Below are 21424 nucleotides of genomic sequence, written 5' to 3' on the forward strand. Positions count from 1 at the left end.
AACAGGTGACGCCGGGGCTTGCGCCCGCCCACGACTTGGCAACAAACTGGGCCATGGAACAGAAAGCTTTTCCCGCCTGGCCCGATGTGGCCGCCCGCCTGATCGCGGTCGCCACCGGCCGCGAGGCCGCCGATCTGGTGATCAAGGGCGGCGCCTGGGTCAATGTCCACAGCCGCGAAGTGCTGCCCGGCCATGACATCGCCATCGCCGCCGGCCGCATCGCCTGCGTGGTGCCCGACGCCTCCTATTGCACCGGCCCCGAGACCGACATTGTCGAGGCCAGGGGGCGCTATATGATCCCCGGTCTCTGCGACGGGCATATGCATATCGAAAGCGGTATGCTGACGCCGGCGGAATTCGCCCGCGCGGTGATCCCGCATGGCACCACCACCATGTTCACCGATCCGCATGAGATCGCCAATGTGCTGGGGCTGAGGGGCGTGCGGATGATGCATGACGAGGCGCTGATGCAGCCCATCAACATCTTCACCCAGATGCCCAGCTGCGCGCCCAGCGCGCCGGGGCTGGAGACCACCGGATACGAGATTTCGGCCGAGGATGTGGCCGAGGCGATGGTCTGGCCCGGCATCATCGGGTTGGGGGAGATGATGAATTTCCCCGGCGTGGCGGCGGCCGACCCCAAGATGCTGGCGGAAATCGCCGCAACCCAGCGTGCCGGCAAGACGGTGGGCGGCCATTATGCGTCGCCTGATTTAGGGCCTGATTTCGCCGGCTATGTCGCCGGCGGCCCCGCCGATGATCACGAAGGCACCTGCGAGACTGACGCCATCGCGCGGGTTCGGCAGGGCATGCGGTCGATGATGCGGCTGGGCTCCGCCTGGTACGATGTCGAAACCCAGATCACCGCAGTGACCGAAAAGGGGCTCGACCCGCGCAACTTCATTCTGTGCACCGACGATTGCCATTCCGGCACGCTGGTGCACGACGGCCATATGAACCGGGTGGTGCGCCATGCGATCGCCTGTGGCTGCGACCCGCTGGTGGCGCTGCAGATGGCGACGATCAACACCGCCACCCATTTCGGGCTGGAGCGCGAACTGGGCTCGCTGACGCCGGGACGGCGGGCGGATGTGATCCTGACCTCGGATCTGACCACATTGCCGATCGAGCAGGTCTTTGCCCGTGGTCGGCTGGTGGCGGAAAACGGTGTCTGTCTGGTCGATTGCCCGCATTACGACTGGCCCGACAGCGCGCGCAACACGGTGCATCTGGGCCATGAGCTGAGCCCCGGGGATTTCGAGATCGCCGCGCCCGAAGGCGCCAATGCGGTGCGCGCCAATGTCATCGGCGTGATCGAGAACCAGGCCCCGACCAAGGCGCTGAAGGCCGATCTGCCGGTGCGCGACGGGCTTGTCGAGACCGCCGAGCAGGGGGATATCTGCCAGATCGCCCTGGTTGAGCGGCACCGGGCGACCGGCGTGGTAACCAATGCCTTCGTCTCGGGCTTCGGCTATACCGGCCGGATGGCGATGGCCTCGACCGTGGCGCATGACAGCCACCACATGATCGTGGTGGGCACTGACCGCGACCAGATGGCGCAGGCTGCCAACCGGCTGGCCGAGGTCGGCGGCGGCATCACCCTGTTCCGCGAGGGCGAGGAGCTGGCGCTGGTCGAACTGCCGATCGCCGGGCTGATGTCGAACGCGCCGGCGGCCGAGGTCGCCGAAAAGACCGCCGTTCTGATGCAGGCGATGCGGGATTGCGGCTGCAGCCTCAACAACGCCTATATGCAGCATTCGCTGCTGGCGCTGGTGGTCATCCCCGAGCTTCGCATCTCGGACCTGGGGCTGATCGACGTCCGCACCTTCCAGAAAATTCCGCTTTTCGAACCGCTGTCATGATCGCACTCGACACCCCCATCACCGCCGCCCCGGAACAGTTCACCGACCCCGCCGCCGCCGTCGCCCGGCTGGAGGCGCTTTATCGCCAATCGGTGGAATTCCTCTGCACCCGCTTCACCCAGGTGATGGCCAAGGGGGCGCCAGCGGCACGGATCAGGGCCTATTACCCTGAAATCCGCATCACCACCACGACCCACGCCCATGTCGACAGCCGGCTGAGCTTTGGTCATGTCCCCGCCCCCGGCACCTATGCGGCGACGATCACCCGTCCCGATCTCTTCCGCAACTATCTGAAACAGCAGATCGGCCTGCTGCTGGACAACCACGGGGTGCCGGTGACGGTGGGGCCTTCGACCACGCCGATGCCGGTGCATTTCGCCGTGGCCAATGACGCCGCCATCGCGGTCCCGCAGGAGGGCGCCACCCAATTCGTGCTGCGCGACATCTTCGACGTGCCGGACCTGAACACCACCAACGACGATATCGTCAACGGCACCTATCAACCCGCCGACGGGGTGGGCGCGCTGGCCCCCTTCACCGCGCAACGGGTCGATTATTCGCTGGCGCGGCTCAGCCATTACACCGCGACCGATCCCGAACATTTCCAGAACCACGTGCTGTTCACCAACTATCAGTTCTATGTCAGCGCCTTCGAGGAATACGCCCGGGCGCAACTCGCCGATCCGAACAGCGGCTATTCCAGCTTCGTCAGCACCGGCAATGCCGAAATCTTCGCCCCTGACGAGGCGCTGGAACCTGCCGGCAAGATCCCGCAGATGCCGGCCTTTCACCTCAAGCGGCCGGATGGCAACGGGATCACCCTGGTCAACATCGGGGTGGGCCCGTCGAACGCCAAGACCGCGACCGACCATATCGCCGTGCTGCGGCCGCATGCCTGGATCATGGTCGGCCATTGCGCCGGTCTCAGGAACACCCAGGCGCTTGGCGATTTCGTCCTGGCCCATGCCTATCTGCGCGAGGACAAGGTGCTGGACGACGATCTGCCGGTCTGGGTGCCGATCCCGGCGCTGGCCGAAATCCAGGTGGCGCTGGAACAGGCGGTGGCGGAACTGACGCAACTTCAGGGCTATGACCTCAAGCGGGTAATGCGCACCGGCACGGTTGCCACGCTCGACAACCGCAACTGGGAACTGCGCGACCAGCGCGGGCCGGTGCAGCGCCTCAGCCAGTCGCGCGCCATCGGGCTCGACATGGAAAGCGGCACCATCGCCGCCAATGGCTATCGCTTCCGGGTGCCCTATGGCACGCTGCTCTGCGTCTCGGACAAACCCCTGCACGGAGAGTTGAAGCTGCCCGGCATGGCGTCGGACTTTTACAAGACGCAGGTGTCGCGGCACCTGAACATCGGCATCCGCGCGATGGAGATCCTGCGCACCATGCCATTGGAACGCCTGCACAGCCGGAAATTGCGCTCTTTCGACGAAACCCCTTTCCTATAAGGGCGAAAACCGGCCGTACCGGCGGAATTGGGCTTGATTTTCCCTCCCATGCGTTGTGTTAAGCCGCGACATAGCGCTAAGTTCACGCGATGAGGCCCAAGATCGGGCAGTCGAAGGAGATAAAGAAATGGCAACCAAGCCGATGACCAAGACCCAGCTTGTCGCCGCCCTGGCCGAAGAAATGGGCGCTGACAAGAAAACCGCAGGCGCCGCGCTGGATGCGATCGCCGCGCTGATCACTCGTGAAGTGTCCGAAGGCGGCGCCGTGACCCTGCCGGGCATTGGCAAGATCTACTGCCGTGAGCGTCCCGAGCGGATGGTGCGCAACCCCGCCACCGGTGAACAGTTCACCAAAGAAGCCGACAAGGTCGTGAAGATGACCATCGCCAAGGCCCTGAAAGACAGCGTCAACGGCTGATCGGCCCGGCTGGACCGAAGGTTACAGGGCCGCCCTCAGGCGGCCCTTTTTATTTGCAGGGCGGCCTTGCGCCTGCGGCCCTTGCCTCTGCCGTCCCGATCCCTTAGGTGCGGCGCCCCGCCCAATAGGATCCGATGCCACGCGATCCCCCGGTCCCAGCGCAGGAGCGACGCATATGAACCGCACGACCATACTTGCGCTAGGTAGCCTGTTCGTTGGCATTACCGTGCTGGGCATCAAGATTCTGGCCTGGAAGATGACCGGCTCGGTGGCCCTGATGTCGGACGCGCTGGAAAGCATCGTCAATGTCGCCACCGCCGCCGCCGCCCTGCTCGCGGTGATCTATGCCAGCCGGCCGCCGGATGCGAACCACCCCTATGGCCACCACAAGGCCGAGCTGTTCTCGGCCGTGCTGGAAGGGGTGATGATCGTCGCCGCGGCGCTCGCCATCCTGCACGAGGCCTGGGGCGCCTTCTTTGCCCCCCGGGTGATCGAGGCGCCGGTCGCCGGCCTTCTGGTCAATGGCGCCGCCAGCATGCTGAACGCATTCTGGTGCTGGATGCTGATCAACGAGGGCCGCAAGCTGCGCTCGCCGGCACTGGTGGCCGATGGCAAGCACCTGCGCACCGACGTGATCTCCTCCATCGGGGTGGCCTTCGGCGTGGTGATCGCGGTCGTGACCGGGCTGCCCTGGCTCGATCCGCTGATGGCGGTGCTGGTGGCGCTGAACATCCTCTGGGCCGGTTGGGGGGTGATGCGCCAATCGGTCGGCGGGCTGATGGATGAATCCCTGCCCGAGGACATGCTGGAGGAAATCCGCAAGGTCATCGCCACCGAGGCCACCGGAGCCTATCAGGCGCATGATCTGCGCACCCGCCAGGCCGGCAGCGCCATCTTCATCGAGTTTCACCTGGTGGTGCCCGGAGATTCGACCGTGCATGAGGCGCATGAAGTCTGCGACCGGGTCGAGGCGGCGCTGGACAGGCTGCTGCCGGGCAGCATCACCACCATTCACGTCGAACCCGAGGAAAAGGCCAAACGCAGCGGCATCGTCGTCTATTAGACTCTGCCTCAAGCCGAGGCACGTCGTTCCAGCGCCGCAACCGCGCGCTCGTCCCGACGCCACAGTCGCCGGCCGGCCGCCACTTCGGGCGGCAATTTCCCTCACGTCCCGATGCCTGGCTCCGAAATACACTTGCCTTCAGATCCTGGCGACTTATGAGTGATCCACCAGTTGCCCCATGGGAAGCGCGACATGAATATGCTAGATACCTTCGTCAAACCGATGCACCGGGAAGGGATCAAATTTGTCGCGGCCTTTGCCGTCGTCACCCTGCTGCTGTTCCTGATCTGGGATCCGCTGGGCTGGATCGGCGTCGGGCTGACCGTCTGGTGCTATTACTTCTTCCGCGATCCCGAACGGGTCACGCCGCAGCGCCCCGGGCTGATCGTCAGCCCGGCGGACGGTATCGTGTCGCTGATCGAACCGGCCGTGCCGCCGGCCGAACTGGGGCTGCCGGATGTGGCCCTGACCCGCGTCAGCGTGTTCATGAACGTCTTCAACTGCCATGTGAACCGCACCCCCGTCGCCGGTGAGATCACCGCCATCGCCTATCGGCCGGGCACGTTCTTCAACGCCTCGCTCGACAAGGCCAGCACCGACAATGAACGCAACAGCCTGGCGATCCGCATGGGCGACGGGCGGCAGATCGCCGTGGTGCAGATCGCCGGCCTGGTGGCGCGCCGCATCGTCTGTTTCGCCAAGCCGGGCGACCGGCTGCAGACCGGCGAACGCTTCGGCCTGATCCGCTTCGGCTCCCGCCTCGATGTCTATCTGCCCGAGGGTGTGGACCCGCTGGTCAGCCTTGGTCAGACCATGGTGGCAGGCGAGACGGTGATCGCCGATCTGACCGTCGCCCCGGCGCAATAGGGGACGCGCTATGCCGGAAAGTTCTGCTGACAAGTTCCCGCTGGTCCAGCTTCTGCCCAATATGCTGACAATCGCGGCGATCTGCGCCGGGCTCAGCGCGATCCGCTTCGGCATCGCCGGCGACGTGGCGCTGGCGGTCAAGCTGATCCTGGCCGCCTGCGTGCTGGATGGGCTCGACGGGCGGCTGGCCCGTATCCTCGGCAGCGACAGCAAGATGGGGGCCGAACTGGATTCGCTCGCCGATTTCCTGAACTTCGGCGTCGCCCCCCCGCTGGTGATCTATTACTGGGCGCTGCAGGACATGCGCAACGCCGCCTGGATCGCCGTGCTGGTCTATGCAGTCTGCTGCGTGATGCGGCTGGCGCGGTTCAACGTCTCGTCCAAATCCGAAGAGGGCAACAGTTCGGGCGCCTATTTCCAGGGGGTGCCATCCCCCGCCGGGGCGCTGCTGGTGATGCTGCCGCTGTTTCTGGCCTTCGCCTTTCCCGCCCTGCCGCGGCTGCCCTCAGGGCTTATCGGTCTCTATACCGCGCTGATCGGCCTCTTGATGATCAGTCGGATGCCGACCTGGTCGTTCAAGACGGCGAAGATTTCCCGCGAGAACGTGAAATTCTTTCTGGTCGCCTTTGCCCTCTTTGCAGCGGCGCTGCTGATCTATTTCTGGATCACGCTGGTGGTGCTCAGTTTCGCTTATGCCGGCATGCTGCTCTGGGGCGTGCTGACCAAGCCTTCCATCAAGAGCCACAAGGGTTAATTCGTTGGACATCAAAGCCGTTCAAAATTCCTACGCCCGCTGGGCGCCGGTCTATGACAAGACCTTCGGGGCCATTACAAACGACGGGCGGCGTCGCGCGGTCGATCACATCAACGCCGGCACGGGCACGGTGCTGGAAGTCGGCGTCGGCACCGGGCTGGCGCTGCAGTTCTACAAGCCCGAACTGCAGGTGACCGGCATCGACTATAGTGAAGAGATGCTGGCCCAGGCCAAGAAGAAGGTGACGCGGCTGGGGCTGAGGCAGGTGGCCGAGCTGAGGCAGATGGACGCCCGCCAGCTCGACTTTCCCGACGACCATTTCGACACTGTCGCCGCGATGCACGTGCTGTCGGTGGTGCCGGAGCCCCGCCGGGTGATGTCGGAAATCGCCCGGGTCTGCAAACCCGGTGGCCAGGTGGTGATATCCAACCACTTCAAGCGCGAGGAAGGGCCCCTGGCCGTGCTCGAACGCGTCTCGGCCCCCTTCGCCAACGTGCTGGGCTGGCATTCCGATTTCGCCATCGAAACCGTGCTGGGCGAAGAGATACTGGAAATCGAGGACAAGAAGGCACTGCCGCCGCTCGGCATGATGACGCTTCTGGTGCTTCGCAAAAAGGCGGCCTGAGCCCCCCTTGCCTTCGCCCCCTGCGATCTCTAGCCCTGTCGGGGCGAGGAAACCGGGGGGAGAGGCCAAGTGGACACGCGCGCAATCTTCATGGGGCTCGCCTTTGCCTTCATGTGGTCCTCGGCCTTCACCTCGGCGCGGATCATCGTCGCCGATGCCTCGCCCCTGTTCTCGCTGGCGCTGCGGTTCCTGATCTCCGGACTGTTGGGGGTGATCATCGCCCTACTGATGGGGCAGAGCCTGCGGCTGACGCGACCGCAATGGATCGCTACCCTTCTGTTCGGCCTCTGCCAGAACGCGCTCTATCTCGGGCTCAACTTCATCGCCATGCAGACGGTCGAGGCCGGGCTCGCCACCATCATCGCCTCGGTCATGCCGCTGCTGGTGGCCTTGGCAAGCTGGCTGATCCTGGGCGAGCGGCTGCGCCCGCTGGGGTTTCTGGGACTGATCCTGGGCTTTGCCGGTGTCGGTCTGATCATGAGCACGCGGATCGGCGCCGGCGCCGATCTTCACGGCGTGATCCTCTGCGGCTTCGGCGTGCTGGCACTGACCTTTGCGACACTGGCAGTGCGCAAGGCGACCTCAGGCGGGAATTTCATGATGATCGTCGGATTGCAGATGCTGGTGGGGGCGGCGCTGTTGTTCATCGCCGCGCCGCTGACCGAGGAGTTCCACATCACCCTCAGCCCCCGCTGGATCGCCGCCTTCGCCTATACCACCCTGGTGCCGGGGCTGGCGGCCACCTATGTCTGGGTGCTGCTCTTGCACCGGATCGGCGCCACCCGCGCGGCGACCTTCCATTTCCTCAACCCCGTCTTCGGTGTCGCCATCGCCGCCGCGCTGCTGGGGGAGCGGCTGGGGTCCCTGGATCTGGTCGGCGTGCTGATCGTCACCGCCGGGATCCTCGCCGTGCAACTCGCCCGCCAGCCGGCCCCCGCGGCCGTGCCGACCAAAGACTAGCGAAGATCCCTTTGCTTCTGGCGAAACCGACCCATCTAATGCATCAAAGACGCGCAGGAGATCATGCATGACCACATACAGCAAAGACCCCGCCGCCATCGCCGCCCTGTCGCCTGAGGAATATTTCGTCACGCAGGAGGCCGGGACCGAACGGCCGGGCACCGGCAAGCTGCTCTATAACACCGCGCCGGGGATTTACGTCGATATCGTCTCGGGGGAACCCCTGTTCGCCTCGGCCGACAAGTTCGAGTCGCATTGCGGCTGGCCCAGCTTCACCAAACCGATCGAACCGGCCCATGTGGTCGAGATCGAGGACCGTTCGCACGGCATGATCCGCACCGAGGTGCGGTCGCACTATGGCGACAGCCATCTGGGGCATGTCTTTCCCGACGGGCCGCGGGATCGTGGCGGGCTGCGCTATTGCATCAACTCGGCCTCGCTGCGGTTCATCCCGCGCGAGGAGATGGAGGCCGAGGGCTATGGCGCCTATCTGGACCAGGTGGAGGGATAAGAGAATGGCCAAGACCGAACGCGCCGTGCTGGCGGGGGGATGTTTCTGGGGGATGCAGGATCTGATCCGGCGGCTGCCCGGGGTGATGGCGACCCGCGTCGGCTATACCGGCGGCGATGTCCCGAATGCCACCTATCGCAACCACGGCACCCATGCCGAGGGGATCGAGATCACCTTCGACCCTGAAAAGATCAGCTATCGCCAAATTCTCGAGGTCTTCTTCCAGATCCACGACCCCACCACGGTGAACCGTCAGGGCAATGACATCGGGCTCAGCTATCGCTCCGCCATCTATTACGTCGACGAGGCGCAGAAGGCGGTGGCGCTGGACACCATTGCCGATGTCGACGCCTCCGGCCTTTGGCCCGGCCGCGTGGTGACCGAGGTGGAGCCGGTGGGCGATTTCTGGCAGGCCGAGGAGGAACATCAGGATTATCTGGTGAAACACCCCAACGGCTATACCTGCCATTTCCCGCGTCCCGGCTGGGTGCTGCCGAAACGGGCGGCGGAATAAGGTCTGACAACGGGAGACGGGGGGCGGTCTGCCCCCCGCGCCCCCCGAGGATATTTTCAGCTAGAAAAAGAGCCAAGCCGGGCCAACGCCCAGCGGGCGGCCTCCGCGACCACCGGGTCGGGATCGTCGGCCAGAGGCTGGGCCGCCGAAATCAGGCTCTGATCCCCGGAATTGCCGATGGCATAGAGCACGTTGCGGATGAAGCGGTCGCGGCCGATCCGCTTGATCGGCGAGCCGGAAAAGCGGGCGCGAAAACCCGCGTCGTCGAGCCCGGCGAGATCGGCGAGCTGGGGCGCCCTGAGATCGTCGCGCGCGGCATAGCGGATGTCACTGGCAGCCACCGCGAATTTGTTCCAGGGGCAGGCGGCGAGACAATCATCGCAGCCATAGATGCGATTGCCGAGCTTTCCGCGCAGCTCTTCCGGCACCGGCCCCTTGTATTCGATGGTCAGGTAGGAAATGCAGCGCCGCGCGTCGAGCCGATAGGGCGCCGGGAAGGCATCGGTCGGGCAGGCGGTCTGGCAGGCGGTGCAGGAACCGCAATGGTCACGTTCCGGCGCATCAGCGGGCAGCTCCAGCGTGGTGAAAACAGAGCCTAAAAAGGCCCAATTGCCGAAGTCCCGGCTGACCAGGTTGGTGTGCTTGCCCTGCCAGCCGAGGCCGGCGGCCTGCGCCAGCGGCTTTTCCGGCACCGGGGCGGTATCGACGAAGACCTTCACCTCGCCCCCCGCTTCCGCGATCAGCCAGCGCGCCAGGCGTTTGAGCCGCTTCTTGACCAGATCGTGGTAATCCTTGTTCTGCGCATAGACCGAGATCGCGCCACGGTCGGGTTGCGTCAGGATGGCGCGCGGATCGTGGTCGGGGGTATAGCTTTCGGCCAGCATGAGGACCGAGCGCGCCTCGGGCCAGAGCTGATGCGGATCGCCGCGCCAATGGCTGCGCTCCTCCATCCAGCCCATCTGGCCATGATACCCCGCCTGCAGGAAGGCCTCGAGCCGGGCCGGCACCTCGGGGATATCCCAGGGGCGGCAGATACGCGCGGCCACGAAGCCTTCGGCCCGGGCCTGGTCAACCAGTCTCTGTTTCAGGGCAATCGGGTCGGTCACGGACAAGGCGGCCTCGGGCTTCCTGCGCGGGCGGCGCCGGTCAGGGTCAGAAATCCAGGTCGGTGTAATGCGGTGGCGGGCGGAACCCCGGCACCTGATCGGCCAGGATCGACCGGAAGGCCGGACGCGATTTGATCTTGGCGTACCAGTCCTTGACCACGGCGGAGCGGTTCCAGTCGACGTCCGAGATATAGTCGAGCGAACTCAGATGCGCGGCGGCGGCGAAATCGGCGAGCGTCATGTTGTCGCCGGCCAGCCAGCGGCGATGGTCCAGCAGCCAATCCATGTAATCCAGGTGATATTTGATCGCCTTGGACCCGGCCTTGACGTTACCGCTGTCGGGATAGCCCTTGCCGCTGACCTTCTTGTTCACCCGCTCATAGAGCAGTTTCGAGGTCACCTCGCTGTGGAACTTGTCGTCGAACCAGCCGATCAGCCGGCGCACCTCGAGCCGTTCGGCGGGATCGCGCGGCATCAGCACCGGATCTGGTCGGGTTTCTTCGAGATATTCGCAGATCGCGGCGCTTTCGGCCATGGTGCGGCCATCGAGACGCAGCACCGGCACCTTGCCGGCTGGGTTGCGGCGCAGGAAATCGGGGCTCGCCTCCCAATATCGCTCCTCGACCAGCTCCACCTCGATCCGTTTTTCGGCCAGGACCAGGCGGACCTTGCGACAGAAGGGAGAGAGGGGAACGTGGAACAGACGAGCCGTGGTCATTTTGACATCAATATCGGTTGGGAGCGGTGGACTACCAATAGCCCCTATGGGGACAGATTTTCAATCCTCGAAACAGGCCGCGCGTCCATCTGCGCGAATGGTGGCGGCGCCATCCATGATCGCCTTGGCACGACGGTTGACCCGATCTGAGGGTTTCGCCGCCGAACGTGACCGCGGCGACGGCAGGATCGCGGCGATCAGCGCCGCCTGGCGGGCGGTGAGTTTCGCAGCCGGCACGCCAAAGGCCTTCTGCGCCGCGGCCTCGACCCCGAAGACCCCCTCGCCGGTTTCGGCCACGTTCAGATAGACCTCGAGGATGCGGCGCTTGGACCAAACGATTTCCACCAAGGGGGTGATCAGGGTCTCGAGCGCCTTGCGGGCCCAGCTGCGCCCCTGCCAGAGAAAGACGTTCTTGACCACCTGCTGGCTGATGGTCGAGGCGCCGCGGGCACCGCCGTCATCAAGCGCGGCGCGGATGGCGGTGACATCGAACCCCCAGTGCAGGCAGAAATTGGCATCCTCGGCCGCCACCACCGACCGCACCATGACCGGCGCGATATCCTCCAGCGGTTTCCATTCCCGCTCAAGCCGGCCGTATTTCGCGTGTTCCTGCCACATGGTGAGGGTGATCGGCGGGTTCACCACGGTGAAGAGCAGCACCAGAAAGACGATCAGCACCACCGGCACCAGCGCGATCCGGATCGCCCAGCGCCGCAGCCAGCGCAGCGGCTGCCTGACCACCCGGGCGGGGGCAGAGGCCTTGCCGGTCTTTTTCGATGTCACCTGTTTCGCCATGCGCCCTGCTTGCCCGTCCGGCGCGGGCCGGTCAAGCCGGTTGGCGGGGCCCTGCGGGTCTGGCCTGGGGATCGGGCCGCAGCAGCCTGCGGGACAGGGTATCTGACCGCGCTTCAGGCGCAAAGAAAAACCCCGCCACAGGGGCGGGGTTCTCCGATCTTGGTCAGGCCCGTCCGGATTACTCCGCCGGCATCGCCTCGGTCTCGCGGCTCAGCGGCACCGGGATGTGCTTGAGCATCTCGATCGGGCAGACTTGCAGGAAGTTGGTCTTTTCCAGCTCCCAATGCTGCAGGATCGCGGTGGCCTTGCGGCTGTTGGTCTCGGCCGCGTGGCGTTCGATCAGGCCTTTCAGCTCATGCTCCCAATGGTCCATGGTCACCGGGCAGGCCACCAGGGTTTCCATGTTCATCACGGTCGCCGCCTTGCCTTCGGGATCATAGAGATAGGCCATGCCCCCGGTCATCCCGGCACCGAAGTTGGCGCCGATGTCGCCCAGGATCACCGCGATGCCGCCGGTCATGTATTCGCACCCGTTGGAGCCGCAGCCCTCGATCACCACCTTGGCGCCCGAGTTCCGCACCGCAAAGCGTTCGCCCGCGCGGCCGGCGGCGAACAGATAGCCGTCGGTCGCCCCATAGAGCACGGTGTTGCCGATGATCGTGTTATCTTCGGCGATCAGCGGCGACATCATCGGCGGACGCACCACGATGGTGCCCCCCGACAGCCCCTTGCCGACATAGTCATTGGCATCGCCCGACACCTCGAGCTTCAGACCCGGAGCCGCGAAGGCGCCCAGCGACTGGCCGGCCGAGCCCTGCAGTTTCACATGCAGATGGTCAGGCTGGAAGGCGTTGCGCATGCCGAAGTTCTGCACGATCAGGCTCGATGTCCGGGTGCCGACGGTCCGATGGGTGTTCTGCACCGCATAGGACAGCTGCATCTTTTCGCCGTCCTTGAGGAAGCGGGCGGCATCGCGGACGATTTCGGCGTCCAGCGTGTCGGGCACCACGTTGCGCGGCTTGTCGCGGTTATAGACGATCTCATGCGCGCCATCGACGGTGATCAACAGCGGGTTGAGGTCGAGATCGTCCAGATGCGCCGAACCACGGCTGACCTGGGTCAGCAGATCGGCGCGGCCGATCACATCCCCCAGCGACCGCGCCCCGATCGAGGCGAGGATTTCGCGCACTTCCTGGGCGTAGAAGGTGATCAGGTTGACCACCTTGTCAGCGTTGCCGGTGAACTTTTCGCGCAGCTTCGGGTCCTGGGTGCAGACGCCCACCGGGCAGGTGTTCGACTGGCACTGACGCACCATGATGCAGCCCATCGCGATCAGCGCGGCGGTGCCGATGCCGAATTCCTCGGCCCCCATCATCGCCGCCATCACGATATCGCGGCCGGTGCGCAGCCCGCCATCGGTCCTGAGCGTGACCCGGTCGCGCAGGTGGTTCATCGCCAGCACCTGATGCGCCTCGGTCAGGCCCATTTCCCACGGCAGACCCGCATATTTGATCGAGGTCGCCGGCGACGCCCCGGTGCCGCCGTTGTGACCCGAGATCAGGATGATGTCGGCCTTGGCCTTGGCGACGCCCGCGGCAATCGTGCCGACGCCCGAGGAGGCGACCAGCTTCACCGTCACCTTGGCGCGCGGGTTGATCTGCTTGAGGTCATAGATCAGCTGCGCGAGGTCCTCGATCGAGTAGATGTCGTGGTGCGGCGGCGGGCTGATCAGCGTCACCCCCTTGGTCGAATGGCGCAGACGCGCGATCAGCTCGGTCACCTTCATGCCCGGAAGCTGGCCGCCCTCGCCCGGTTTCGCCCCTTGGGCGACCTTGATCTCAAGCTCTTCGCAGTGGTTCAGGTATTCGGCGGTGACACCGAAACGGCCCGAGGCCACCTGCTTGATCTTCGCCGAGGGGTTGTCGCCGTTCGGTTCCGGCACGAAATGCGCCGGATCCTCGCCGCCCTCGCCCGAGTCCGACTTGGCGCCGATGCGGTTCATCGCGACGTTCAGCGTCTTGTGCGCCTCGGGGCTGAGCGCGCCCAGCGACATGCCCGGGGTCACGAACCGCTTGCGGATCGCGGTGATGCTTTCCACCTCTTCCAGCGGGATCGCCTTGCCCAGCGGCTTGATGTCCAGCAGGTCACGCAGATGGATCGGCGGGTTCGACTGCATCTTGGCCGAATATTGCTTCCACATCTCATAGGATGCCCGGTTGCAGGCCATCTGCAGCATGTGCATGCCCTGCGCGTCCCAGGCGTGGGTTTCGCCCGACTTGCGCGCCTTGTAGAACCCGCCGATCGGCAGCACCTGGGAATTCGAGGCCCAGCCCTTGGCGTGCACCTCTTCGATCTTGTGCTGGATGCCGCTGACGCCGATGCCGGAAATCCGGCTGAGCATGCCGGGGAAATATTCGGCGCACATGGCGCGGGACAGGCCCACCGCCTCGAAGTTCAGGCCGCCGCGATAGGAGGAGATCACCGAGATCCCCATCTTCGCCATGATCTTCAGCATGCCCTGGTCGATGGCGTGACGATAGCGCGCGACATTCTCGGTCAGCGTCCCCTCAAGCAGGCCACGCTCGATCCGGTCGGCGATCGAATCCTCGGCCAGATAGGGGTTCACCACGGTGGCGCCGCAACCGATCAGCACCGCGAAATAATGCGGGTCGATACATTCGGCGGCGCGCACGTTCAGCGAACAGAAGGTGCGCAGACCCTTGCGGATCAGATGGCTGTGCACCGCGCTGGTGGCCAGGATCATCGGCATCGGCGCCTTGTCGGCCCCCGAATGCTGATCGGTCAGCACCAGGTGGCCGGCGCCCGAGCGGACCGCATCCTCGGCTTCGGCCCGGATGCGGACCAGTTCCTCGCGCAGGGAACCGGGTTCACCGGCGGTAAAGGTGCAGTCGATCTCGACCAGCGGCGCGTTGAAATGGCGCACCACCTCTTCCCATTGGGTGTTGCCGACGAAGGGGCTTTCCAGAACGATGATCTCGGTCTGGCTGCTGTCCTCGTCCAGCACGTTCTTGAGGTTGCCGAAGCGGGTCTTCAGCGACATCACCCGATATTCGCGCAGCGAGTCGATCGGCGGGTTGGTCACCTGGCTGAAGTTCTGCCGGAAGAAATGGCTGAGCGGACGGTATTGTTTCGACAGCACCGCAGAGGGCGTGTCATCGCCCATCGAGGCCAGCGCTTCCTTGCCGTCCTCGGCCATCGGCGCCAGGATCTGTTCCAGCTCTTCCATCGAATAGCCGGCCGCGATCTGCCGTTGACGCAGCTCCGCCCCGGAGAACAGCGGCTTTTCGGTGACGCGCGCCAGTTCTTGATCAAGATCGTTGATCTTGCTGACCCAGTCGCCGAAGGGTTGGCTGGCGGCCAGCTTGTCCTTGATCTCGGTATCGTGGAACAGCTTGCCCTCTTCCATGTCGACGGCGATCATCTGGCCCGGGCCCAGCGCGCCTTTTTCGCGCACGGTCTTTTCGTCGACCACGACCATCCCGGCTTCGGAGCCGGCGATCAGCAGGCCGTCACCGGTGACGACATAGCGCATCGGCCGCAGACCGTTGCGGTCAAGCCCGCCGCAGACCCAGCGGCCATCGGTCATCGCCAGGGCGGCCGGACCGTCCCAGGGTTCCATCACCGAGTTGCAATAGGAATACATGTCGCGCCAGGCCTTGGGCAGCTCCACCGCCTGCTGCGACCAGCTTTCCGGCACCAGCATGGTTTTCGCCATCGGCGCCTTGCGGCCCGCGCGCACCAGCACCTCGAACACCGCGTCGAGCGCCGCAGAGTCCGACGACCCGCCCGGAACGATCGGTTTGATGTCCTCGGCCATCTCGCCGAAGGTGGCCGAGGCCATGCGGATTTCGTGGCTCTTCATCCAGTTCAGGTTGCCCTTCAGCGTGTTGATCTCGCCGTTATGGGCGAGCATGCGGAAGGGCTGGGCCAGCCACCACTGCGGGAAGGTGTTGGTGGAATAGCGCTGGTGATAGATCGCGAAGGCCGATTCAAAACGACCGTCCTTGAGATCGGGATAGAACTCGGCCACGTCCTGGGCCAGCATCATCCCCTTGTAGATGATCGACCGGCAGGACAGCGAGGCGATATAGAGCCCATGGATCCCGGCGGCCGCAACCGCCTTTTCGACCCGGCGACGGATCACGTAAAGCTCGCGCTCAAAGGTCTCCTCGTCAACGCCCTTGGAGTTCGACAGCAGGATCTGTTCGATTTCCGGCCGTGTCGCGTTGGCCTTTTCGCCCAGTACGCCGATGTTCACCGGCACGTGGCGCCAGCCATAGATATAATAGCCCATGCGCAGGACTTCGGTTTCCACGATGGTCCGGCAGGTTTCCTGGGCGCCGAAGTCGGTGCGCGGCAGGAACACCTGACCGACCGCCATCAGCTCATCATGGTTGGGCTCGTGGCCGGTGCGGCGGATCTGATCATAGAAGAAGGGAACCGGGATCTGCACATGGATGCCAGCGCCATCGCCAGTCTTGCCATCGGCGTCGACCGCACCCCGGTGCCAGACCGCCTTGAGCGCCTGAATCCCGGCTTGAACCACCTTGCGGCTTTTCTGCCCGTTGATCGACACCACCAGACCGACGCCGCAGGAGGAATGCTCATCCTCCTCGGAATAGAGAGCGTTCTCCGCCATCCACTTTCGCTTGGCTTCCTCGGCGCGGACCCAGTTTTCATCAAATTTGGTCATCAGGCGATCCTTTCCAGGGTTTCCATCGCCACCCAGCGTTCATAGCGGTAGGTGTGATCAGTATCTTTGCTGTATTCAGTCAGGGCGATGCCCCGGGCGGCAAATCCGCTGGGCATCGGAATATCTAGCTGGTCGAAGAGGTTGCCCTCGGGCTCCTCCGAACTGACCCAGCCGCCGGGCCAATAGCTGCGGCCATGCTCGCGCTCGGTCTCGGGGGCGAAATCGTGTTCATAGGCACGATCAAAGAACACGCAGATCTCCGACCCCACCAGCAGCGGCCAGTCGATGATCGCGGCGACCCGGGCATGGCTGGCACCGGCGGGCTTGTTCGCGGCGATGGCGGCCGCGGTTTCGACCAGGCGCCGCACCACCTCGCGGCGGAAGCTTTCGCGCCCATATTCGGGCGAAACGATCTCGGCATCCAGCGACGGGCGCAGGTTCTGATAATCCTCGCCCCAGGTCGATGCCTTGGGAAACCAGCCGGCAAGCCGGTCCATTTCGCCAAGAAAGGCCTGCTCCCGGGCCGCGCGCAGGCCAGGCTCCATCGGCAGATCGCTGCTGCGGTCAAGCTGACGCAAACTCATTCCGCGCCCCCGTCGATACCGAACAGGGCCAGCGTCTCGACCTCGGTATACCGCTTGCGCTCGCCGGCATAGGCGAAGGCATCGGTCTTGAGGTCGATATAAATCTCGCTGTTCATGTTCATTCCGTTGGAATCGTCGAAAAGCCCGATCGGCAGCTCGTAATTTCCCTTGTGCGGCCCCTCTGCGGTCACCCGATACCACAGCCCCGTGCCGCAACGGTCGCACCAGGCGCGTTCCGCCCAATCCGACGACTGGATGGTGCGGATGGCCTCGGTCCCGGTCCAGGTCACCGAGGTCTCGGGCACCGTCACCGCCAACAGCGCCGAGCCGGTCCAGCGGCGGCACATGGTGCAGTGGCAGGCACCGAAATCGCGTGGCACGTCGCGCACGGAAAGCGTCACCGCGCCGCACATGCATTGTCCGTTTCGATCCGTCATTCCCGGTTTCCCAAGCTTAGGTCAGTTCACCTGACCGGATCGCCGCGGAGCGGTATTTTGCTGCAAGACGGCCTGACCCGGTCAGACGGGGGGCGTACCCCCCGGGGTCCTTCGTGATTATTCCGCCGCGACGGCGGCAGGGGCGGCAAGGCGGTCGATGATCGCCTGAGCGCAGTCGCGCCCGTCGCGGATCGCCCAGACCACCAGCGAGGCGCCGCGGACGATATCGCCGACCGCATAGACACCGTCGAGCGCGGTGGCGCCGGTGGTGAACTGCGCCTTGACGGTGCCCCAGCGGGTCACCTCCAGCCCGTCGACCCCCCAGAGCTTGGGCAGATCCTCGGGCTCGAAACCCAGCGCCTGGATCACCAGGTCGGCGTCTTCGATGTAATCGGCGCCTTCGATCACCTCGGGCGCCTGACGGCCGCTGGCATCGGGGGCGCCCAGGCGCATCTTCTGCACCATCACGCCGGCGACCTTGCCATCCGCTTCGGTAAAGCCCTTGGGCGCGCTCAGCCATTCGAAGTGCACACCCTCTTCCTCGGCGTTCTTCACCTCGCGCTGCGAGCCCGGCATGTTGGCCTTGTCACGGCGATAGAGACATTTGACGCTGACCGCACCCTCGCGGATCGAGGTGCGCAGACAGTCCATCGCGGTGTCGCCGCCGCCGATCACCACCACGCGCTTGCCTTCGGCGCTGAGCGTGCCGTTGTCATGCTCTTCCACCGCGTCACCGAAGCTCTTGCGGTTGGAGGCGGTCAGGAAATCGAGCGCCCGGACGATGCCCTTGGCGCTGCTGTTCGGGATTTCGAGATCGCGCGACTTGTAGACACCGGTGGCGATGATCACCGCGTCATGCTTGGCGCGGATTTCGTCGAACGAGATGTCATCGCCCACGTTGCAGTTCATCACGAAGGTGACGCCGCCGTCGGCCAGCAACTGGTTGCGGCGCATGACCACGTCTTTTTCCAGCTTGAAGCCGGGGATGCCATAGGTCAGCAGGCCGCCGGCGCGGTCATAGCGATCATAGACGGTGACCTGGATACCAGCGCGGCGCAGCATGTCGGCCGCGGCCAGCCCGCCGGGGCCGGCGCCGATGATGCCGACGCTTTCGGTCCGCTCCGTGATCGGAGAGACCGGCTTGACCCAGCCCTTTTCCCAGGCGGTGTCGGTGATGTATTTCTCGACCGCGCCGATGGTGACGGTGCCATGGCCGGACTGTTCGATCACGCAATTGCCTTCGCACAGGCGGTCCTGCGGGCAGATGCGGCCGCAGATCTCGGGGAAGGTGTTGGTGGCCTGGCTGATCTCATAGGCCTCGGCCAAGCGACCCGTCGCAGTCAGGCGCAGCCAGTCGGGGATATTGTTCGACAGCGGGCAATGTGCCTGGCAATAGGGCACGCCGCATTGGCTGCAGCGACTGGCCTGCTCGGTCGCCTTGGCGGCGGCGAACTCGGCGTAGATCTCATGAAAGTCCTTCTTGCGCTCTTCCGCAGTGCGCTTCGACGGCATGTCCCGCTGGATGTCGACGAATTTCAGCATCGGTTCTTTGGCCACGGTTCGGACTCCATGATAGCTTAGCCGGGACCGTATATGAGAAGCCGATCCAGATTAAAAGTCAGCAACACTGACCTTGTTTCACTTTTTTTGACCTCCACCCCACCCGGGCACACCAATTTGATCGAATTATAGGTACCAATCCGGACCTAAATCCAAACTTTCCTTTTTAGCGCAAATACTTATATGATCCGGGCCTGAACCCATCCATATCGGGGCCCTTCCTCCCATGCCAATCCTGCAACTCCTCCTAATCGCTGTGATTCAGGGGATTACCGAATTCTTGCCGATCTCTTCCTCCGGCCACCTGATTCTCTTGCCGCAGCTCACCGGGCTTGCCGACCAGGGCCAGGTGATCGACGTGGCCGTCCATCTCGGCACCCTGGCCGCCGTCACGCTCTATTTCTGGCGGGATGTTGCCGAAGGCTTTGCCGGCCTGCCCCGCCTGATGCGCGGCAAGGTGGATACCCCCGGCGCCAAACTGTCGCTCAGCCTGATCGTCGCGACCATTCCCGTGGTGATCATCGGGCTGATCCTGAATGTCACCGGACTCAGCGACGCGATGCGCTCGGTCGCGGTGATCGGCTGGACCATGCTGATTTTCGGCATCGTGCTCTATTGGGCCGACCAGACCGGCGCCAGCATCAAGACCGGCACCGACTGGGGGCTCAAGGATGCGCTGATCATGGGGCTGTGGCAGGCGGTGGCGCTGATCCCGGGCACCTCACGATCGGGGATCACCATCACCGCCGGGCGTCAGCTTGGTTATACAAGGTCCGAGGCAGCGCGGCTGTCGATGCTGATGTCGATCCCGACCATCGCCGCCTCGGGCATCCTGCTGGGCGGAGAGGTCGCGGCCCATGCCGATCTGGCCGCCGCGCGCGACGGCGCCATCGCGGCGGTCTTCGCCTTTGGCTCCGCCCTGCTGGCGCTCAGCCTGATGATGCGGCTGCTGCGCAGCGTCAGCTTCACCCCCTATGTGATCTACCGGGTGATTCTGGGCGTGGTGCTGCTGGTCGTCGCCTATAGGTAAAAGACCCCACAGAATCAAAAAACCCGCGATCCGGCCGGATCGCGGGTTTTCTTACGGGCTTTCGAAACCGCTCAGGGCCGCAGTTGGCGGGCCGAGCGGGTGATATCGTCGTATTGGCCGGTCGGACGGAAGCGCCAGATATATTCCGGCAGCACGGTCTCAAGATTGGCGGGCTCGATGCCGAGGTCAGCGACCCCCTTGGCGCCGGCGGACACCACGCTGTCCACCTTCAGGCTGCGCAGTTGATCGCGAGTCAGCGTCTTGTTGCTGATCAGCCCCAGGCTCAGCCCCTGCACCAGATCGCCACCAAGGGCGATCAGACCACCAAGCCAGAACGGCAGGCCGATCACGATGCGACGGCGATAGACCTCTTGCAGCAGCAGACCCATCAGTTGGCGCAGGGTGGCGACACCCGGCCCGCCCAGTTCGTAAACGCCCGGAGCGGCAGCGCCGGTCGCGGCCAGTTCAGCGGCCTTGGCGACGTCATCGACATAGACCGGCTGGAATTTCGTCTCTGCCCCGACCAGCGGCAGGATCGGCCCCTTGCGGGTCATTGCGCCGAAGCGGTTGAAGAATTCGTCTTCCGTCCCGAAGATCACCGAGGGGCGCAGGATCACCGCGTCGGGCATATGCCGCAGCACGGCGGCTTCGCCTTCGCCCTTGCTGCGCAGATAATCGCTGGCGGCCGCCGTATCGGCACCGATGGCGGAAATATGGACCATCCGCGCAACGCCTTCCTGCGCGGCAAGCCGGGCGATCCGCTCGGCGCCCTCGACATGGATGGCCTCAAAGGTGTTCTTGCCCGATTTCGCCAGGATGCCGACGCAGTTGATGACCGCGTCCGCGCCCTGCATCACGGCGGCGACCGAAGCGTCATCGCGGATATTGCAGAACACCGGCTCGACCTGGCCGACGGCGCCATAGGGTTTCACGAAAAGCGCTTCGTTCGGACGGCGCACAGCCACGCGCACGCGCCAGCCGGCTCTTGCCATCCGTTGCGTGATGTAACGTCCGACAAAGCCCGATCCGCCGTAAATGGTGACCAGTTTCGACATGGCAATGCTCCTGCTCATCGGTTCGTCCCCGATCTAGCGCCCCAAGCCCATAGGAACAAGGCGGAAAAAGCACCCCACCCCGCATCCTGCCCGGATCGGTCGCGGTTGCCGCGCCCTCTGCCGAAAAGAAAATCAGAAAAAAGTCGACGGCGGTGTTTTTTCCGTTTGACACCCCCCGAGAAGAGCCTTAGAGACCCGCCTCACGGCACCTGCCCAGGTGGCGGAATGGTAGACGCGCTAGCTTCAGGTGCTAGTGTCTGTACAGACGTGGAGGTTCGAGTCCTCTCCTGGGCACCATTGCCGGATAGGCAAAAAACCCCTGGAAACCCTTGGTTTCCGGGGGTTTTTGATTTTTCCAAGCTAGACTGTTCTGGGTATGCCTGCGGACGAC

General features: G+C 64.5%; 19 protein-coding genes and 1 tRNA gene. 12 read left to right on the forward strand and 8 right to left on the reverse strand.

The window, feature by feature from the left end; translation table 11 throughout:
* Positions 1–53: 53 nt before the first annotated feature.
* The 10 genes from ade (at position 54) to msrA (ending at position 9034) form a co-directional block, all read left to right on the forward strand.
* Positions 54–1862, forward strand: a complete 1809-nt coding sequence (gene ade / locus ACN0V4_RS15955; protein ID WP_417677870.1) for an adenine deaminase — start codon at positions 54–56, stop codon at positions 1860–1862.
* Complete coding sequence (locus tag ACN0V4_RS15960; RefSeq protein WP_417677872.1) at positions 1859–3322, forward strand: AMP nucleosidase; 1464 nt, start codon at positions 1859–1861, stop codon at positions 3320–3322. The genes ade and ACN0V4_RS15960 overlap by 4 nt, the downstream gene beginning before the upstream one ends.
* A 127-nt stretch (positions 3323–3449) precedes the next feature.
* Positions 3450–3740, forward strand: a complete 291-nt coding sequence (locus ACN0V4_RS15965) for an HU family DNA-binding protein (RefSeq protein WP_417677874.1) — start codon at positions 3450–3452, stop codon at positions 3738–3740.
* 175 nt (positions 3741–3915) lie between these two features.
* On the forward strand, positions 3916–4803 hold the full coding sequence (locus ACN0V4_RS15970) for a cation diffusion facilitator family transporter (protein ID WP_417677876.1): 888 nt from the start codon (positions 3916–3918) through the stop codon (positions 4801–4803).
* Positions 4804–4995: 192 nt separating this feature from the next.
* Complete coding sequence (locus ACN0V4_RS15975) at positions 4996–5670, forward strand: phosphatidylserine decarboxylase (protein WP_417677878.1); 675 nt, start codon at positions 4996–4998, stop codon at positions 5668–5670.
* A gap of 10 nt (positions 5671–5680) precedes the next feature.
* Positions 5681–6424, forward strand: coding sequence for a CDP-diacylglycerol--serine O-phosphatidyltransferase (pssA, locus tag ACN0V4_RS15980; protein WP_417677880.1), 744 nt, complete (start codon positions 5681–5683; stop codon positions 6422–6424).
* Between the two features lie 4 nt (positions 6425–6428).
* Entirely contained in the window at positions 6429–7049 is a 621-nt protein-coding gene (locus ACN0V4_RS15985) for a class I SAM-dependent methyltransferase (RefSeq protein WP_417677882.1), read from the forward strand.
* Positions 7050–7118: 69 nt separating this feature from the next.
* Complete coding sequence (locus tag ACN0V4_RS15990) at positions 7119–8009, forward strand: DMT family transporter (RefSeq protein WP_417677884.1); 891 nt, start codon at positions 7119–7121, stop codon at positions 8007–8009.
* Between the two features lie 67 nt (positions 8010–8076).
* Positions 8077–8520 carry a peptide-methionine (R)-S-oxide reductase MsrB gene (gene msrB / locus ACN0V4_RS15995; RefSeq protein WP_417677886.1) on the forward strand — a complete coding sequence of 148 codons (444 nt, stop codon included), beginning with the start codon at positions 8077–8079 and terminating at the stop codon, positions 8518–8520.
* 4 nt (positions 8521–8524) lie between these two features.
* Positions 8525–9034, forward strand: coding sequence for a peptide-methionine (S)-S-oxide reductase MsrA (gene msrA / locus ACN0V4_RS16000; protein WP_417677888.1), 510 nt, complete (start codon positions 8525–8527; stop codon positions 9032–9034).
* 56 nt (positions 9035–9090) lie between these two features.
* On the opposite strand, the gene queG is transcribed toward msrA, so the two are convergent.
* From queG to ACN0V4_RS16035, 7 genes are all read right to left on the reverse strand, one after another.
* The gene (gene queG, locus ACN0V4_RS16005) at positions 9091–10140 is read right to left on the reverse strand and encodes a tRNA epoxyqueuosine(34) reductase QueG (protein WP_417677890.1); all 1050 of its coding nucleotides are present in this window, start codon (positions 10138–10140) and stop codon (positions 9091–9093) included.
* 46 nt (positions 10141–10186) lie between these two features.
* The gene (locus tag ACN0V4_RS16010; protein WP_417677892.1) at positions 10187–10858 is read right to left on the reverse strand and encodes a glutathione S-transferase family protein; all 672 of its coding nucleotides are present in this window, start codon (positions 10856–10858) and stop codon (positions 10187–10189) included.
* Positions 10859–10918: 60 nt separating this feature from the next.
* Positions 10919–11653 carry a monofunctional biosynthetic peptidoglycan transglycosylase gene (mtgA, locus tag ACN0V4_RS16015; RefSeq protein WP_417677894.1) on the reverse strand — a complete coding sequence of 245 codons (735 nt, stop codon included), beginning with the start codon at positions 11651–11653 and terminating at the stop codon, positions 10919–10921.
* Between the two features lie 178 nt (positions 11654–11831).
* Entirely contained in the window at positions 11832–16367 is a 4536-nt protein-coding gene (gene gltB / locus ACN0V4_RS16020) for a glutamate synthase large subunit (protein WP_417677896.1), read from the reverse strand.
* Positions 16367–16951 carry a DUF3916 domain-containing protein gene (locus ACN0V4_RS16025; protein ID WP_417677898.1) on the reverse strand — a complete coding sequence of 195 codons (585 nt, stop codon included), beginning with the start codon at positions 16949–16951 and terminating at the stop codon, positions 16367–16369. The genes gltB and ACN0V4_RS16025 overlap by 1 nt, the downstream gene beginning before the upstream one ends.
* The gene (locus ACN0V4_RS16030) at positions 16948–17388 is read right to left on the reverse strand and encodes a GFA family protein (protein WP_417677900.1); all 441 of its coding nucleotides are present in this window, start codon (positions 17386–17388) and stop codon (positions 16948–16950) included. The genes ACN0V4_RS16025 and ACN0V4_RS16030 overlap by 4 nt, the downstream gene beginning before the upstream one ends.
* A 117-nt stretch (positions 17389–17505) precedes the next feature.
* Positions 17506–18945: an NAD(P)-dependent oxidoreductase gene (locus ACN0V4_RS16035; protein WP_417677902.1), complete on the reverse strand. Its 1440-nt coding sequence runs from the start codon at positions 18943–18945 to the stop codon at positions 17506–17508.
* A 229-nt stretch (positions 18946–19174) separates the two neighbouring features.
* On the opposite strand from ACN0V4_RS16035, the gene ACN0V4_RS16040 reads away from it, so the two are divergent.
* Positions 19175–19978, forward strand: coding sequence for an undecaprenyl-diphosphate phosphatase (locus ACN0V4_RS16040; RefSeq protein ID WP_417677904.1), 804 nt, complete (start codon positions 19175–19177; stop codon positions 19976–19978).
* A gap of 71 nt (positions 19979–20049) precedes the next feature.
* On the opposite strand, the gene ACN0V4_RS16045 is transcribed toward ACN0V4_RS16040, so the two are convergent.
* Complete coding sequence (locus ACN0V4_RS16045) at positions 20050–21033, reverse strand: complex I NDUFA9 subunit family protein (protein WP_417678140.1); 984 nt, start codon at positions 21031–21033, stop codon at positions 20050–20052.
* Positions 21034–21244: 211 nt separating this feature from the next.
* Between ACN0V4_RS16045 and ACN0V4_RS16050 the strand changes: the two genes are divergently transcribed.
* Positions 21245–21330, forward strand: a tRNA-Leu gene (locus tag ACN0V4_RS16050).
* The last annotated feature ends 94 nt before the right edge of the window (positions 21331–21424 follow it).

This window comes from Pseudodonghicola sp. (assembly GCF_048268305.1).
In the GTDB taxonomy this organism is placed as follows: domain Bacteria; phylum Pseudomonadota; class Alphaproteobacteria; order Rhodobacterales; family Rhodobacteraceae; genus Pseudodonghicola.